Origin of the sequence: Paenibacillus plantarum, assembly GCF_013141695.1 — a bacterium.
GTDB lineage: Bacteria > Bacillota > Bacilli > Paenibacillales > NBRC-103111 > Paenibacillus_E > Paenibacillus_E plantarum.
Map to the genome: position 1 here is coordinate 414,408 of NZ_WHNY01000026.1, position 16,946 is coordinate 431,353.

At 45.9% G+C, this 16,946-nt stretch carries 10 protein-coding genes; 2 read left to right on the plus strand and 8 right to left on the minus strand.

The features are described from left to right. Nucleotides 1–59 precede the first annotated feature (59 nt). Nucleotides 60–1,127, minus strand: coding sequence for a hypothetical protein (locus GC096_RS08525; RefSeq protein WP_171629799.1), 1,068 nt, complete (start codon nucleotides 1,125–1,127; stop codon nucleotides 60–62). A 269-nt stretch (nucleotides 1,128–1,396) separates the two neighbouring features. On the opposite strand from GC096_RS08525, the gene GC096_RS08530 reads away from it, so the two are divergent. Then, the gene (locus GC096_RS08530; RefSeq protein WP_171629800.1) at nucleotides 1,397–2,440 is read left to right on the plus strand and encodes a hypothetical protein; all 1,044 of its coding nucleotides are present in this window, start codon (nucleotides 1,397–1,399) and stop codon (nucleotides 2,438–2,440) included. A gap of 22 nt (nucleotides 2,441–2,462) precedes the next feature. Next, a complete protein-coding gene (locus tag GC096_RS08535) occupies nucleotides 2,463–3,278 on the plus strand; it encodes a glycosyltransferase family 8 protein (RefSeq protein ID WP_171629801.1) in 816 nt (271 codons plus the stop codon). An 88-nt stretch (nucleotides 3,279–3,366) separates the two neighbouring features. Here GC096_RS08535 and GC096_RS08540 read toward each other — a convergent pair whose 3' ends face one another. From GC096_RS08540 to GC096_RS08570, 7 genes are all read right to left on the minus strand, one after another. Further along, on the minus strand, nucleotides 3,367–7,017 hold the full coding sequence (locus GC096_RS08540) for a family 78 glycoside hydrolase catalytic domain (RefSeq protein ID WP_171629802.1): 3,651 nt from the start codon (nucleotides 7,015–7,017) through the stop codon (nucleotides 3,367–3,369). Next, nucleotides 7,017–10,145, minus strand: coding sequence for a beta-galactosidase, LacZ type (gene lacZ, locus GC096_RS08545; RefSeq protein WP_171629803.1), 3,129 nt, complete (start codon nucleotides 10,143–10,145; stop codon nucleotides 7,017–7,019). The genes GC096_RS08540 and lacZ overlap by 1 nt, the downstream gene beginning before the upstream one ends. 44 nt (nucleotides 10,146–10,189) lie before the next feature. Further along, nucleotides 10,190–11,941 (minus strand): sensor histidine kinase, encoded by a 1,752-nt coding sequence (locus GC096_RS08550; protein WP_171629804.1) that lies wholly within the window; start codon nucleotides 11,939–11,941, stop codon nucleotides 10,190–10,192. Nucleotides 11,942–12,158: 217 nt separating this feature from the next. After that, complete coding sequence (gene glpK, locus GC096_RS08555; RefSeq protein ID WP_171629805.1) at nucleotides 12,159–13,664, minus strand: glycerol kinase GlpK; 1,506 nt, start codon at nucleotides 13,662–13,664, stop codon at nucleotides 12,159–12,161. 4 nt (nucleotides 13,665–13,668) lie between these two features. Next, the gene (locus tag GC096_RS08560; protein ID WP_171629806.1) at nucleotides 13,669–14,610 is read right to left on the minus strand and encodes a transketolase family protein; all 942 of its coding nucleotides are present in this window, start codon (nucleotides 14,608–14,610) and stop codon (nucleotides 13,669–13,671) included. Further along, nucleotides 14,611–15,456, minus strand: a complete 846-nt coding sequence (locus GC096_RS08565; protein WP_171629807.1) for a transketolase — start codon at nucleotides 15,454–15,456, stop codon at nucleotides 14,611–14,613. 16 nt (nucleotides 15,457–15,472) lie between these two features. Next, the gene (locus tag GC096_RS08570; RefSeq protein ID WP_171629808.1) at nucleotides 15,473–16,906 is read right to left on the minus strand and encodes an L-fucose/L-arabinose isomerase family protein; all 1,434 of its coding nucleotides are present in this window, start codon (nucleotides 16,904–16,906) and stop codon (nucleotides 15,473–15,475) included. Nucleotides 16,907–16,946 lie beyond the last annotated feature (40 nt).

Here is a 16,946-nt window from a genome sequence, read left to right on the forward strand (position 1 = left end):
GATCCTATCCTTAAACTCATCTAAAAATTAATATAGGGTGTCACCCCAATTTTCATATTTCAAGTGAAATTACGCGCTAGCGCATCATACAGCTCATCCTCGGCGCGTATAATATTTTCCAATAATTCTGTGTATATCGAATCAAACGCCCAATGACCTTTCAGCATATTATGCATGATGAACATCTTCGTACTTTCAATGGCATCTATGCTTGTCTCCAGATACGCCAGTACATTGTTTTTAGATTCATATGGAAAATACCTAACGAAATAATCGCTTAGGATTTGCCTTCTCTGTTGGACTAAATTTAAACCGATCAGAATTTTATTTTGTTCAATCCGTTTAAATTCATCGTTTAACAGAATGGGTTGTGCCTGTGTTAATGATGTCAAGAATAAGCAAGCTTCTTTGTTTGTATAGGTATACCCTTGCGTCGTTTTCTCGACTTTTGAAGCATGGAATTTCCGAACACTATCTTTGATCACACCAGTTACATAATCAGAATGTGAATGACTCATAAAGTCATCTAAGTTCTTCTTATTTACATCAATTGTAGAAATATTCGCCAAAAGATGTAACGCATCCATCACATCTTTTTTATTGATCACGCCAACTTCATGGTTTTCCGGAAACGGTATATAATTTTCAGCATGTAAATCATTAGGACTGTCCACGTAATAGATATGATCTTTATCATGCCAAATTAAAAGGATGACATGTCCTGGCCTAGTATAATCGCCCTCCTTCACTTCATAATTTTTATTGTATCTTTTAAAAAATGGAAGTCTCGATGTGATCGTTCTTAAGAGTACATATTTGCCATTACTTAGATAATATTCAATTTCCGAAAGTGCTTTAACTGAATCCCCTTTATTGATAAGCACATTATTAATCGCAATCACATCAGAAAAAACTAATTCGTCACTATACATGCGAATCTGTTCACCCTGATGATTAGTTGTGAGCTTGTATGTCAAATTTCCTACAAACAATTTGGTTAAATGTGCTTGATCGCCTATATAATGTTGCTTTGCTACTAAATAAATAGCTCTTTCAACGCAGTTATTGACTCTTCCAACAACCGTATCACCTTTCAGAAAATTCGAGTGTATCGCATTTTCCGGCATAACCATTTCACCTCTTTTTATACTTTGTAGAAGCATCGTTCAACTCAAGGAAGCGTTTACACACAAACAATTTCACACCCCTTTTTTTTGGAAATCATGCTCATGTCTTTCTTATGTTGTGATAGTAGCAATATTAAATTTTCTAGTCAATGTTGAAAACAAATGAACAATCTTACTATTTATTACTCTAACATTGTAATTTTCATCACTGCCTGATGCCATGATCGCATGATATGATATTAGTAAACCTTAAATACGAGGTGGACCTTATGGAAAGCAACAGAAAAGTATTGCCAAGAACTGAACCACTCCTCAGTACCTGTCCTGACGAGGCGAATCTGTTATCGATATTGTTAAATTACGAAGAGTCTCACACCTGGGTGTATACGAACTTTATCCAATTGCAATTCATAACGAGAAATTATAATGGGACCTCCTTTCCAATTAAACATTACTCCCCTGTATTAAAAAAAGTATGCCCCTACGTGATTATTCAATCCATTGACAAAAAAGTGATTGATACGTATTTCACAGAAAATAAATTCAGCGATTTTGTCATCAAGGCGATCAATGACGATCAATATGTGCAAACCTGCCTCAATCATACACATATATCTAGCTCGGATTTTAATCAAAGCCATGCCGTTTTTATTTATGGCTATGACAAAAACACAGAAACGTTCCTCGTCGCCGATAATGGCTTCGGGGAAGGTCAATTTGCTACCTCCACTTGTACATTTGAGGAACTAAACAAGGCCTATTATGAAATGAATGCCCGGTATGATGTAAACATTCAAATGGGCGGCAAAGTTGAACTGTTTTTATACAACAAAAAAGCCCCAAGATTCTTGCTAAACTTATCCGCCATTCGTGATCAAATCAACGACTATTTATTTTCGCTGAACTCCGATTCAAGAATTAACACGTTTAGCTGCAATGAAATATACGGCATCTGCATTTACGACAAGTTGCTCCAACATGTGGAACAGGTGAAGGCTCAGAATACCTGGTCCCATTACCGCCCCTTTCATATGCTGATGGAGCATAAATCGCTCATGGTGCATCGGTTAACCTATTTAAGAGATCATCACGGAGTTTCCAATTTGGATGCCATCATTGACGGCTATAAAGAATTGCACAAGATTTGCAAAATTAATGTAGCCTATAACCTTAAGTATGAGTTCACGAAAACTTCCCTGAACTTGGATCGAATCATCAAAAATCTTACTTCAATCATGGAAAATGAAAAAAAACTACTTGAACTATTACTAGACGTGCTGTCCAATCAACACACAGAAGAACCTGTTTCATAAATTTATTCAGGGAGAGATTAAGATGAATGCTATCCATATCGTAACAGCCATTAGTGATGAATATTGCAGGCATTTAGCTGTCATGCTGCGTTCGTTATTCGAACATAAGAAATTGGATTACAACGTACATTTATATATTCTGAACAGCGGACTCTCCGAGAGAGTGACGAATACGTTAAATGATGCCACTCAGGACTATCCTTTGCAGATTCACTATGTCCTTGTCGACCGGTCCATGTATAAGGGATTAGTCGAGCAGCCGCATATTAGTTTGGAAGCTTATTTCCGTATTCACATCCCCGAATTGTTAAGTCAGGATGTAAAGAAAGTGATCTATATCGATCCGGATACGATTATCAAGGAAAATATTTATGATCTGTGGAATATCGACATAAGCGATTATTATTTGGGTGCCGTAGAATGGGCGTTCGGAGACAATCGGATGAGCATATTGTCCATCCCGGAACAATATGGGTATTTTAATGCAGGCGTCTTGCTTATCAATCTCGAGAAGTGGAGAAAAGAAAACGTTGCGCAGCGCGTTTGGGATTTCTTGAACAACAATCCTGACAAAATACGACATATGGACCAAGACGCATTGAATGCGATATTGTATGATAGTCGGCTTTCGCTCGATCCCAAATGGAACTATACAACAGGTCATCTGTTACTACTACGTTTGGATATCGCCCCTGCGATCATTCATTTCAGTGGCCCACGGAAACCTTGGACTCAGGGGCATCCGCTGGAAGAGGAATATTTTAACTATCTGAAAAAAATGAAGTGGGATTATGATCTATTGTTTGGGCTTAAATTGCCCGCTCCCGTCCAATCCTAGGTTTCAACAACAACAAAATCCACCTTGCTTGCCAGATACCGATTCAATATCTGATAAGCAAGGCGGATGCTCGCATTTGTAGCGGAAATCACTCGACGATAATCACTTTTTGTTTGTAAAAAATAAAGCTGCCAGATCCAATCTCAAAAACCGCATCATTCAATTCGTCTCGAAGTTTTTTGACACCTCTCGGCCATACCGCCTGCTCATCTTGCCCGCAGATAGCTTTCGTCACGTACACGATCCCCTTGGCATTTGGCGGAATTGTCACGCTGATCGATAGCTCATCCTTCTCATCTCTCTCCCAGCGCACTCTCGCATACCCTGGACGCAGCTGCTGCCAAGCTTCTGCCCATTTCATATCACCCGGCATATAGGGCTTAATCATGATATTGTAACGATCCGTTTCTGTATCATAGCGGAAATCTATACCTGCCAGACCCGTAAACAGCCATTCCTCCAGATGTCCCAGCATAAAGTGATTTTGCGACTTGCCTACTGTCGGTCCATCCCACGCTTCGGTAAGCGTCGTGGCTCCATGCGCGATTTGATACCCGTAGCTTGGCTTCTCCGTAACTTGCGACATCCGGTGAATGACATCCGATCTGCCAGCCCGGCTAAGTGCAAGCAGCAGATAACGATAGCCTACATCGCCAGCTGTAGTCTGATAGCCGCGTTCGGAAATTTGCCGTACTAGCTTCTCAATCAGCACAGCTTGATGCTGCTCGGGAGCCAGTCCAATCGCGATCGGCATGGAAAGCGCAGTATCACTGCCAGTTGCGTAGCTGATTGCCTGTTCGTCCCAGTATTTCTCCTGAAATGCTGTTTGGATGGATGCGGTCAACTGCTCGTATTGCTGCACATCCGCTTGCTCGTGCAGCAATGCTGCTATTTTCTGCATGACAACGGACATACCATAATAGATCGCTGTTTCTGTGAAAGGTATAGGCGTATTTTGCGAGTGTCCAGGTCCTGCCGGACCGATGTCATACCAGTCGCCCAGCCCCTCGGTGATGATGTACCCCTCCGACTTTTCCGTTAGATATGCCAGATATCGCTTCATGCCCTGATAGTGTTTCTGAATCAAATTAATATTGCCATACCGTTGCAATACTTCCCAAGGGGTTAAGATATACGTTCCGCCCCAAGCCGTAGCGTCACGGAATATTTTCAGTGTTTCACCGAACTCGACATACTCCGGTGCGATCGTCGGCACCATGCCATCGAGTAATTGGGCATCGGAGATGTCCTGCAGCACCTTCTTCAGCATCGCTTCAACATCGTAGTTGAACATAATTGAGGGTCCCATCAAATGAACTTGCTCTAACCAACCGAGCTTTTCTCGATGCGGGCAATCCGTGAATACACTCTTCGTATTGCTAAGTATCGCCATCGTGATCATTTCGTGAATCCGATTAAGCAGTGGATCTGAGCACTCGAATCCTCCTGCGGTTTCTAGCTCAGGATACAGCATTTGTCCTTCAATGCCATACAACACCGGCAAGGAAGACTCTGCTTGGGAGCTGAAAGCTTCAGGAATTGCGCCTTCAATCATCACATAACGAAAGCCAGTATATGAAAACTTCGGACGCCATTCCTCCATACCGTTGCCACTTAAGATATAAATAAACTCGCTCGGGGACCCTGTCCACTTCTGATTAACCAAGCCGTCTTCCGTCATCAGTATTTCAGCACAAGTCAATACAACCTTCGAGCCCGCAATCCCGCTAACACGAATCTTCGGCCACCCGGAGAAGTTCTGGCCTAGATCCACCACGTATACGCCAGGTTTGGGATTGGAAATTGACTTAGGCTCGAATGTACGCATCACCTTAACCGGCGGAGCTGATTGCGCAATAAGTTTGCCTGAAGGCCCCTCGATCTCAACGGCAGGATACCATGAAGCAGCGTTCCCATCTTCTCTCGTCGCGTCGTATTCTTCGCCGCCGTACATACAGGTAAACAGCAGTGGACTATGACTGGCTTGCCAGCTGCTGTCCGTACTGATCCTCTCGCATGCGCCGGTGACATATTCAATAACGATATCGGCCAAGCATGTAGGCGTACCGAACGAATCCTTAAACTTCACATATTTTCCGCCAGGAATGTGATAGAAGCCGTTCCCCAGCTCAATTTGAACGATATTTCCATCAGACTTCAGCTGCGACGTAATATCATAAGTCGTGTACAGAACGGTCCGGTCATAGTTCGTCCAGCCTGGATCAAGCTCATGATCGCCTATTTTCTTACCGTTCAATAGCAATTCATAATGCCCAAGCCCGCTTATATACACCCTCGCGCGTGTAACCTCATGATCGACATTAAAGTGACGCCTAAAGCGGGACGCTCCTTTCGATTCCACGGTCACGTCCGGATTGGCGATCCACTTTCCCTGCCAGCTTCGACTGTCCAGCTGCCCCATTTCCCACCAGGCCACTACGCTGTCATACTGCGTCCCCGCTTCATCTTCAATGTTAACCTTCCAATAATACCTCTGCCTAGGCTGCAGCGCAGTACCATGATAAGGAATAGCCGTATGATCACTGCTGCTGACCATTCCGCTGTCCCATGCATCCGAATCGCCATTCATCAGCCCTGCATAGCTCGTCGCAACCTGAATCCGATATGCCTTCTGCTGAAATGCCAGCGGCAATTGATCAAGGAACGACCAGCTCAAGCGGGGAGCCGTTTCATCTAGACCGATCGGACAAGGCCTGCCTTCTGTCCGCAGAGAACCAATCGCGAGCGGCAAGGACGTCGCAACTGCAATCGTGCGGAATTCGGGAAAAATATTACATGTCGCATCACCTTCCATCGGGCGCCTACATGCAGTATAGAAATGATACAAGATCCCGTTATGGGTAATAACCGACGGTTTATGAGCAAACACGGAATCGATCGCATGACCTTCGCCAATCCGAATGATCGGCTCGTCATATTTGCGCCAGTCCAGTAAATTATCCGACAGCGCAATCCCTTCCTGTGCCACTTTATAATTAAATCCAAAATAAAACATCGTCCAGCGCGATCCGTCACGCAGCACACAAGGATCACTAACGAACCCGCTATCCCAAGCGTTCGGCGTTACTTGAAGAACCGGATTATGCGCATGGCGCGTCCAATGGACAAGATCCTTCGAAGTCGCTAGACCCGTCTGCTCGATCCAAGCGCCTTCATCTTTATCTTTTGCATTGTAAAATAAATAGAAAGTACCCTCATACTCCAACAGACATTCCTTATATAACCCGCCTTTCTCCCATTCCCCGCCATCCTCCGGCACGAGAATCGGATTCTCCAGGCGATGCCAGTTCATTAGGCTCTCGTCTTCTGTCCATGCAAGACCAATCTTGGCAGATCCCGCTTCGTAACCATCACCTGGATAAGAATGATAAGCTAACCAGTACTTGCCGTTCCATTTCTTTAAATAGCCTGGACCTTGGATATCATTGTCACGTAACATCCATGTGCCTGCAATATTGCGAGAATCCCATCCGTTACCTTCTTCATCTCTGGTCAATATGATCGACAGATGCTGCCAATTCAGCAGATCGTCGCTTGTAGCCAATGCAGTCTGATATCCTGTTCCATCAAAACCGACATACATCATGTAAAATCGGTCATTGTGCCTAAACACAAACGGGCAATCTACGGCGTGGCTGTCAAATGCTTCTTTCGCACCTGATCCGACAAGCAAAGGCTTCTTCCATTTGTACGGTGTCAAACAACTAGAAATATCCATTATGCATGACCTGCCTCTTTAAATGGCTTCAGTCGAACCGTAAATTCCGTCGATTCCGGAGCAAGCAGATAGGACGGCAAGGTAGGGGCATAGCCGCAGCTATGATTGCCAATTCCCGATTGTTTCCAATCGGCATTGATTTCCACATCGCCCAGTTGGATTAGATCCGTATGATGTTTGGCTTCGCTCAAATCCTTGGTTGAATATCGGCTTGCACTAACTTGCCCTAGCGGCATCCCCGCTCCAGTAATAAGCAGTCCAACGCCGTTGACGTCCGTGACAGTGGCCCAGCGCACGTCCGCCTTGCTTCCACTCTCTTGCGGCTTGATATAGGGCACGAATTGCTCATCGACTGTCCCTTCGTACACACCAAGCTTTCCACTGGATTTGCGGTCGGCGTAACATTCATGTGGACCTAGGCCGAACCATGAGAAGCGATCGAATCGATTCGGCATCGTGAACTGAATACCTGCTCTGGGCAGAGGCGGCAATCCTTCCTTCAAGGGTTCAAGCCGGTTCTCCAGCTTCACTTCCCCGCTGCTGTAAATCGTATATAGTTGCTCTACTTGGAATAGTGGCCGGGTACCTTTTACGCCGAGCACGGATTCCGTCTTGATCTGAATGACCGAGTGGTCCTCTTGCGTACTTAACTCGATTCTGCGTACGTAGGCGTCAAGTTCGTGATACCCTGCTTCACGCCACTGCTTCGCCAAATGGACGTCATTGTCGATCGGTGCCCGCCACAAATTGATGCGAGGTCCTTGCGTGAGCAAAGATACGCCTTTATATTCCCAGGCCGTTATTTCTCCGTTCAGCTTATCGAACGTCAATGTGAAGACGTCGCCGTCGATGCGAATGAATCGATCGTATTCCGCAGCTGACAATCTGGCCAACACCTGTGTATTGGCGGCAGACTCTGAACAAGCCGAATTGTTCAACGGCACGTCCGCCCATGCCACCTCGTGGCCTGCCTGCGCCCATTCCGTGGAATCGCGCAGGACGAAGCTGACATGCAGCCAATATTCACTGCTGTGATCCGTCGGGCGCGTGCTGAAAGGAATTATGACGAGTTCCTCTCCTCCTGCCGGAATATCTAGCGACGCAAGCGTCCCTTCCTCTAGTAGGATGCCATCACGATACACAGACCAATGGATAGCAAGATGCTTCAGCGAAACCATATCGTACCGATTGCCTATCCGTAATACACCTTGCTCCGGTTGCACCGGATGAACGGTGACCGGTTCGATCGCCTTCTTGAATTCAAGTAAAGCGGGCTTGGGGGTACGGTCGGGAAACAGTAATCCGTCGATGCAGAAATTGCCGCTATGAGGCTCATCACCGAAATCGCCGCCATAGGCGTATTGGAGGCTTCCGTCGCTTGTACGGCGGCGAATCGCGAGATCGGTCCACTCCCATATCAAACCTCCGCAAAGCCGGGGGTATCGGTAAACAGTGTCCCAATATTCCTTCTGATTGCCTAGCGCATTGCCCATCGCATGCCCGAATTCAACCATCAGATAAGGTCGTGACTCCTCCTTCTCCCCCTCGGCGATCAGCATGTCTACGGAAGGATACATGGAACTGATGATGTCGACGATCGGTGCATCCTTAGCCCGTTCGTAATGAATCGGACGTGTCGGATCCGCCTCTCTCGTCCAAGCAGTCATGGCATCGTGATTGTCACCATAGCCCGACTCATTCCCGAGGGACCAGACAATGATGGAAGGATGGTTCTTGTCCCGCTCTACTACACGAACCATCCGATCGAGGAATGCCTCCCTCCACGCAGGATCCTCAGCTAACCGGCTTTCATACGCATTCTTCTCGTCGGGATTGTTGATCCAACGACTGATCTCCCCGAGAAATACACAACCATGCGTCTCCAGATCCGCTTCGTCGATGACATACAGCCCGTATTGATCACACAGATCAAGCCAGCGCTCGTCGTTCGGATAATGAGAGCAACGAACGGTATTTATGTTATGCTGCTTCATCAGCGTAATGTCACGAACCATCGCCTCCATCGTCGTCACATGACCGAGATCTGGATCGAATTCATTACGGTTCACACCGCGAAGGACAATCGAAATGCCGTTGACGAGCAACCGTCCGGCTTCCACTTTCACATCCCTAAATCCAATTGTGTAGCGATGTGCTTCTACTACATGACCTTCCGCATTGGTCAATGTCAGCAGGAGCGTATAAAGAGCTGGTTGCTCAGCGGACCACAGTTCAGGGTTAATTACTGGAAACTCAGCCTGGACGACAGCTTCCGAGCGAGGAGCAAGCGCATCTACGGCAAGCGTCGCGCTTGCGAGTTCATGCGCCGATTCGAGCAGAACCACATGAATGCCGCAAGCTTCACCCCACAGTTCAGATCGATTCGTTAAAGTAACGGCAAGCTCCAATAAACCTTCCCGGTACGTCTCGTCTAAGTAAGTCCGAATGCGGATGTCGAACATATGTACGCTAGGGACTGATAGCAGATAAACATCCCGAAATATCCCGCTCATCCGCCATTTATCTTGATCCTCGAGATAGCTGCCTGTCGACCATTGATAAACGCGTACCGCTAGCTTGTTCTCACCAGAGCGGAGATAAGGGGTAATATCAAATTCCATCCGATTATGGCTGCCTTGACCGAAGCCCACTTCCTCGCCGTTCACCCACAAATGAAAAGCCGCATCCACACCGTCGAATGCGAGAATGACAGATCTGTCGATCCAACTGTCAGGGACGGTAAACATCCGAGTATAGCAGCCCGTCGGATTCATCTTCGGAATGAACGGCGGGTCAACCGGAAACGGATACTTGCTACTGCTATATAAGGGCACGCCATAGCCGTGTAACTGCCAATTCGACGGAACCGAGAGTGTATCCCACGCCTCGCAGGAAAACGATTGTTCATAAAACCGTTCCGGAGCTTCAACCGGGCTCTCCGCGTAGTAAAATTTCCACTCCCCATTCAGACATCGATAATAAGGAGAGGCCGTTCGATCGTTCACGAAGGCCTCTTGTGAATTTGCGAACGGGATTGAAGCGGCCCTGGGACGTTCTACGTTTCGCTGCAGAATGTTTAAATTTTCAAAATCGGGCAAATCGGCAATTACTTTTCCAACATCATCCATATCCTACTTCCTCCTAACATATAAGCTAGCTAATTCAGCAATTGTCATGCCTCAGGTATTGAAAGCTTCAAGGTAAATGTCGTACCTTCGCCTTCGCGACTTTCAATCAGCATACACGTTTGTCCGCCGTAGAACGTACGAATACGTTCACTGACATTGTATAAACCGTGACCAGAATTCTCGGTCTGGAGAGCCTGTCGATCCAGCTCGTTGCCAAGCACGCCTCGAATCAATTCCAAACGTTCCTCCGAGATGCCCGGCCCATTGTCGGAGACACTGATTAGGAGCTCAGCGTTTTCTCGTCTAACGACGATATCAATCACCCCAACCTTGCGAATGCGCCCGATGCCATGGTGGATGCAATTTTCCACTATTGGCTGCAAAATAAACCGCGGACAGCGAATATCGTCGATATTCGTTTGTATCTGGATGGAGAAGCGCAGCCGATCCAACAAGCGCAGCTTATGCATATCGAAATAATGCTGAACATGATCGATTTCGTGCGTCAGAAACGTCTCGTTATCTCCCGAATTCAACGTGTATCGAAGAAGCCTGCCAAACGTATATATCGCATCGACCACTTCTTGATCGTTATTGATCTCTGCCAGCATACGAATTGATTCAAGTGTATTGTAAAGAAAATGAGGCTTGATCTGTGCTTGCAGCACAAGATATTCCGCCTCCTTCTTCATGAGTTCGGCTTTATGAACGGTATTTAGAAGATCATCAATGCGATGAACAAGTGAATTGTAGGATCGGGTCAGAAAGTCGATTTCATCATTCGATGTTCCAACCTCGTAAGAGGTCAGCTTGTTTTCGTCCACATTTCTCATATGCTTTGCCAAACCAATAATTCGGCTAACAAGTGAGGAAGCCGTCGCGTAATAAATCCCCGTCAGCACAGCCAGTGATCCCAATAGCGAAAGCGCGAGAAAGAGCACCTTGGACCGGATGTCGACGAATACTTCATCCATCTGACTGAAGAAGTAGAACGTCGTTGACAGCTCTGGGATCGACAACTTGTTCACAAGCGTCCTCTGCTTGCGCAAATAGGCGTAACCTTGATTGCTTTTTTCGGCCATATCTAGCAAGTTTGCTATCTCTTCGTCGTACAGCCCGATCCCACCGCTGTGGTAAACGGTTTCGCCTCCTTGCGCAATCACTACTTGCATGTTCTGATTGACATCGACCGCCTTGAGGAAATTTCGCAGCAACGAATCATTGGTTATAATCTCTAGCACAGCCAGCGGCTTCGTATAACTATTATTATAAACGCGTTGATAATAGCTCAGGTTCGGAAGTGCGGTGGTGTCGTCTCCACTACTGCGCAGCCAGACACCTTTATCTGCTTTCACATTGCCAAGCATTCCTAATGGCTTCTTATCCATTTCGTTAAGGTCCTCAAGTTCACCGGTGACCGTGTGGACCTCATGCATTATTTTATACAGCTTAATAGACGAAATCTCTTTATGATGCGATTGCGCATAGAAAAATAGGGGTCGAATGTCTTTGAGATAATTGTATACAGATTGTTGCTCAGAGGAATTATAGCCACTAAGATAATCGATCAACTGCTGATTGTTCATGAACAGATCATGAATCGATTCCACCTGGTTCAGACTCGACCGGAACCCATCGCCAGCTTGAATGATTAGCTTCTGCTTTCCTTCCGAAAACTCTGAGGTGACATCCATATAAAACTGATTGTACAAGTAAGCACCGAACACAATAATCGGCAAAATCACGAGCAGTAGGTATCCAAGTGCCATTTTCTTTACAATCCTAAAATTCTTCATTTCAACGGCCATCCTTTGCATCAAGCAGCCCGATTGAAGCGATGTCATTCTGGTATTGGCTCTTAATCCAATGTCTGACCATCCCTGAATTCCAATTGGACATTATACTTATATTGTATAGATGTGCACTTGGGATGAATAGTGCTAAAAACTTAAAAATCAACGAACATTATTAAGATCGCTGTAAGCGCAATCAATAGATTCGTATTTGCAACGCTCAAGACTCATTCTTTCGCAATACCGAAACGACAGCTCTATTCCATCCTGCCCTGTACACATCCCGCAATTTCGGATCTATCAAGGGCGAATAGGTCTGATTAATCGATTTCTCAGTTTTTTTTACTTCCTCTAATGAGGGCCAAAAACCGATGCCGACACCACCGATATACGCGGAACCCATAGGCGATAATTCAGCAACATCTGATTTAACAACTTTTTTGCCAAGCAGATTGGATTGGAATTGCATCAAACCTGCATTCTCAGATGCGCCACCATCAGCACGCAATTCTTGTAGTTCAACCCCTGTTTCACTCTCTATTAGATGAACAGCATCATCGACCTGATAAGCGATACTTTCAAGCGCTGCCCGAATGATATGAGCTTTGGTTGTCCCTCGATTCATTCCAGTAATTGAAGCCCTAGCGTAAGAATCCCAATAGGGTGCTCCGAGCCCCACGAAGGCCGGTACTAAGTACACGCCTTCACTATCTGGCGCTTCTTGAAGTAATGCCTCCATTTCGTCGAAAGTACGGAATATTCCAAGATTATCGCGCACCCATGACAAGCTATCCCCTGAGGTGCGAATAACAGCCTCAACGGCATACGTTACTTTCCCTTCTATTCCCCAAGCGATTGCACTTACCAATCCGTTCTCAGCTTGAACCGGTCTATGACCAACATTCATTAACACGGATGTCCCCGTGCCATAGGTCGCTTTAGCCATCCCAATATCGAAGCATTGATTTCCGAATAGGGCTGCTTGAGAGTCTCCAATGACGCCCGTGATGGGGATACGATTTTCGCCAAATAAAGTAGGGTCTTCTGTGTATCCGAAAATATCATCTGATGATTTAACCTCAGGAAGCAAGGTGATCGGAACCTCGAATAGGTTGCAAAGCTCTTCATCCCATTCTAGAGCATGAATATTAAATAGGGATGTACGGCTTGCATTTGTGTAATCCGTTGCATGCACGTTTCCTTCAGTCAACTTCCATATTAACCAGCTGTCCATGGTTCCAGCCCGAAGATGTCCGGCATCCAGCTTTTCCCGGATGCCCTCCACATGCCCAAGAATCCATCGCCATTTGGCAGCTGAGAAGTAGGGATCCAACATTAAGCCGGTTTTGGATCGTACCTCATCCTCCGCACCTGCCGTCTTAAATGCTGCACACAGATCTGCTGTCCGTTGGCACTGCCATACAATGGCATGATAGACGGGAAGACCCGTCAAACAGTCCCAAATGACAGCTGTTTCTCGCTGATTCGTAATCGTCATGGCGGCAATTTCCTCATAACCAATCCCAGCGGAGTTTATAGCTTCATGTGCTGAGCGTTTGACATTGTTATAAATCTCCATCGGATCTTGTTCAACCCAACCAGGACGTGGATAGAAGGTTGTGTGTGAAACCGTACTGCGCGTTATTATGGAACCCTCACGATCAACGATAAGTGCCTTCGTTCCAGATGTACTTTGGTCAATTGCCAGCATATATAATTTATTCATACAATTACTCCTGTTTACCGAGCATTTCTAACGCGATTTGCCTAAGATTGTTTTTGCTTATGCCATAATACTCGAATACTTCCGAACTTTTCCCAGCAATCGCTGGTTCATCTGGAATCCCGATAATACGCATGTGAACCGGATGATTTTGAACAACGACTTCAGCTACAGCTGCACCTAGTCCACCAAGAACGCTGTGTTCTTCTACAGTGATAATATGTCCTGTTTCTTTGGCAGCTTGTATAATGGCTTGTTCATCCAGTGGTTTAATGGTGTGCATATTGATGACCCTGCAAGATACGCCAGCCTGCTTTAACGCTTCATGCGCATCAAGTGCTACACGTACAGTTTCTCCAGCGGCAATGATGGTGATATCTGTTCCTTCTCGCATCCTTACGGACTTTCCGATAATAAATTCGTAATCGTGTGATTCATACACATCTTCGACGGCATTACGGCCTATGCGAATGTAAACTCCGCCATTATGATTTACAAGCGCTTCTGTCATACGTTTTGTTTCATGTCGGTCAGCAGGCAAGATAACCGATAATCCTGGGATGGCACGTGCAACTGCAATATCCTGCACAGAATGGTGAGACATTCCCAATGCGCCATAACTAACTCCACCGCTAATACCAACCAGCTTTACATTGGTTCCCGAATAGGCTACGTCCACTTTGATCTGCTCAATGCTTCTCATACTCAGAAAGCAAGCCGGTGAAGTCACGAAGGGCTTTTTACCGCTGTGAGCTAGTCCTGCGGATATCCCTACGATATTTTGCTCTGCTATACCGACCTCAACGAATTGATCTGGGTATGCTTTAGCGAAAGGTGCCATGGCTGCTGATCCCCTTGAATCACTAGCAAGTACCATAATGTCACGATCATCTTTAGCAAGCTCGAGCAGTGTTTCACAAATGACTTGTCGGTTAGGGATTGTGTTCATTTAACATACCTCCCCCTTCTGTTCAAACATTTCTAAAGCTGCAGTTAACTCTGCTAGCGCTCTCCCTAATTCTAACTCATTCGGTACATGATGATGCCAGTGAGGGACATTCTCCGCAAAGGAAACTCCCTTGCCTTTCACTGTATTCGCCATGACTAGTGTTGGCTTACCAGCTACTGCTGGAACTGCTGCAAATGTTTCAACCAAAGCATTCATATCATTGCCATCAATTGAAACAACATGCCAACCAAATGCTACCCATTTATCTTCAAGGGGGTCCAGCCCCATTACCTCTTCCGTTGACCCACTAATTTGCAACCGATTTCGGTCAATAATAGCAATTAAATTATCTAATTTATAATGTGCGCCTGCCATAGCTGCTTCCCAAACCGAACCTTCCGCTTGCTCACCATCCCCCATTAGGCAAAAAGTCCGATATGGCGCACCATCACGTTTAGCAGCAAGAGCCATTCCTACCCCGACTGCCAAACCATGGCCAAGTGCACCTGTGTTCATCTCGATACCAGGTACTTTGTTATTCGGGTGACCAATAAGCTTCGTGCCAAATTGGCTGAATGTGGCAAGGTCTTCTCTTGGGAAAAAGCCTCGATCGGCAAGTATGGACCAAAGGGATTCTACGGAATGCCCTTTGCTTAAAATAAACCGATCCCTATCTTCCGCTTTTGGATTCTTAGGATCAATGTTCATAATGCGATAATATAAGGCAGTTAATATATCTGTATTGCTAAGTGAGCCGCCGGTATGGCCTGTTTTGGCAGTCGCAATCATTTGAAGTAAATCCATCCGGATATGTGTTGCTTTGGCCTGCAGCGCTTTGATTTCCATATTTGCCTCCTCCTTCTTACAAGCCCTTGCCTCGCAGCCATGCTTGAATTTCACTTTCTGTTGGATCCACAGGATCCGGTGTCAGCCCCGGAATATATTGACAGGCCTCATATAGAGATGGGATCACGTTAGCATGAATCCCGACCGAATGATGCACATAAGGTCCTTTGACTAATTTTTCTTCCCAAAGCGGCCAATCATTTACTTCTACCCATACATAGGAACCTCGTGTATACGGCCCTTGAATACCTTGAGCACGCCCAAGAAACAGTTGATACTCGCCATGATCTCCGTCAAACCTAGCCAGCGTCATACCGCCGCCTTTAATTTCTCCTTCATGCGTTCCTGGAGCATGATCATCGAACAAAAAGTGCTTACGAAGCTTAGGCTTCTCTTCCACGGAAAGTGATACTGGGAAGTTACCACAGTGGAAGAGCAATTCACCATTGGCATTCTCCGGGTGCCGAACTGTCAAATCAGCGAAGAAAGTTGGCGCTTGATTCATAGCAGCAGCTTGCACCATGACCGATGTAATCGCCCCATGTATGTCTGTCTCGCAGGTTACTGGAATTTGTTCATCCGTCAGAATGGCATTAGCTAAGCAAGGCATAATCCCCATAGCTTCTTGTAAAGAAGACCAACATTGAATGGCAATCGCTGTACTGCCTGTTTGCAAGGCATATTGTTTCATCGCGACTTTTAATGCCGCGATCCGCCTTACGTCCGCTTCCGTCACCTCCGTCCAATCCAGTTTGGCTTTAATGTAATCGATAGCTTGAGCTAATTCAGAGGAATTCCCGTTCTCAACACGCTTGGATGCTCGCTGAATATCTACGAGTGTAATCGGATAAAGCTCAATGCCAAACCGTTCCAACAACTCGCCTTCGTTGCACATCATTGTCCAGAACGAAGATGGCCTTGGACCAATTTGCAGAATGCGAAGTGCGCGGAACTGACGAACAACATTAGCCGCTGAAATAAAATTCGAAAACCCTCTTTCAAACACAGGGTCGTTCACACGTGTATTCGTTACATAGGAAAACGGCACATTAAAACGTCTCAGAACCTTACCAGTAGCAAATAGACCACACTGTGTATCGCGAAGCCTCATCCCGTCTTCGAGGGGCGCCTCATCACGCGGGCCCCACAAAAGCACAGGTTTTCCTAGCGCTTTACCTACACGTGCAACGGTATCCTCTGTACCGAAGTTACAATGCGGGAAGAAAACAGCATCAACCTTCTCCTGACGAAACCGCTCGATAATGAGGTCAGCGTTAATATTGTCGTCGTATAAAAGACCTTCAGAATTAATTCCCTCAAGATCCACGATGTCGATATCGAGCCCAAAGCTTTGGATTTTCTCCTTAATAAGTACTTTGTACTTAAAAGCGTCTTCTGCACTAAAGACAAAGCGTCTTGTAGGTGCGTAGCCAAGTTTTAACTTTTTCAAATTGTATGCCTCCATTTTGTTTAGTATTTAAGTTTAGTTC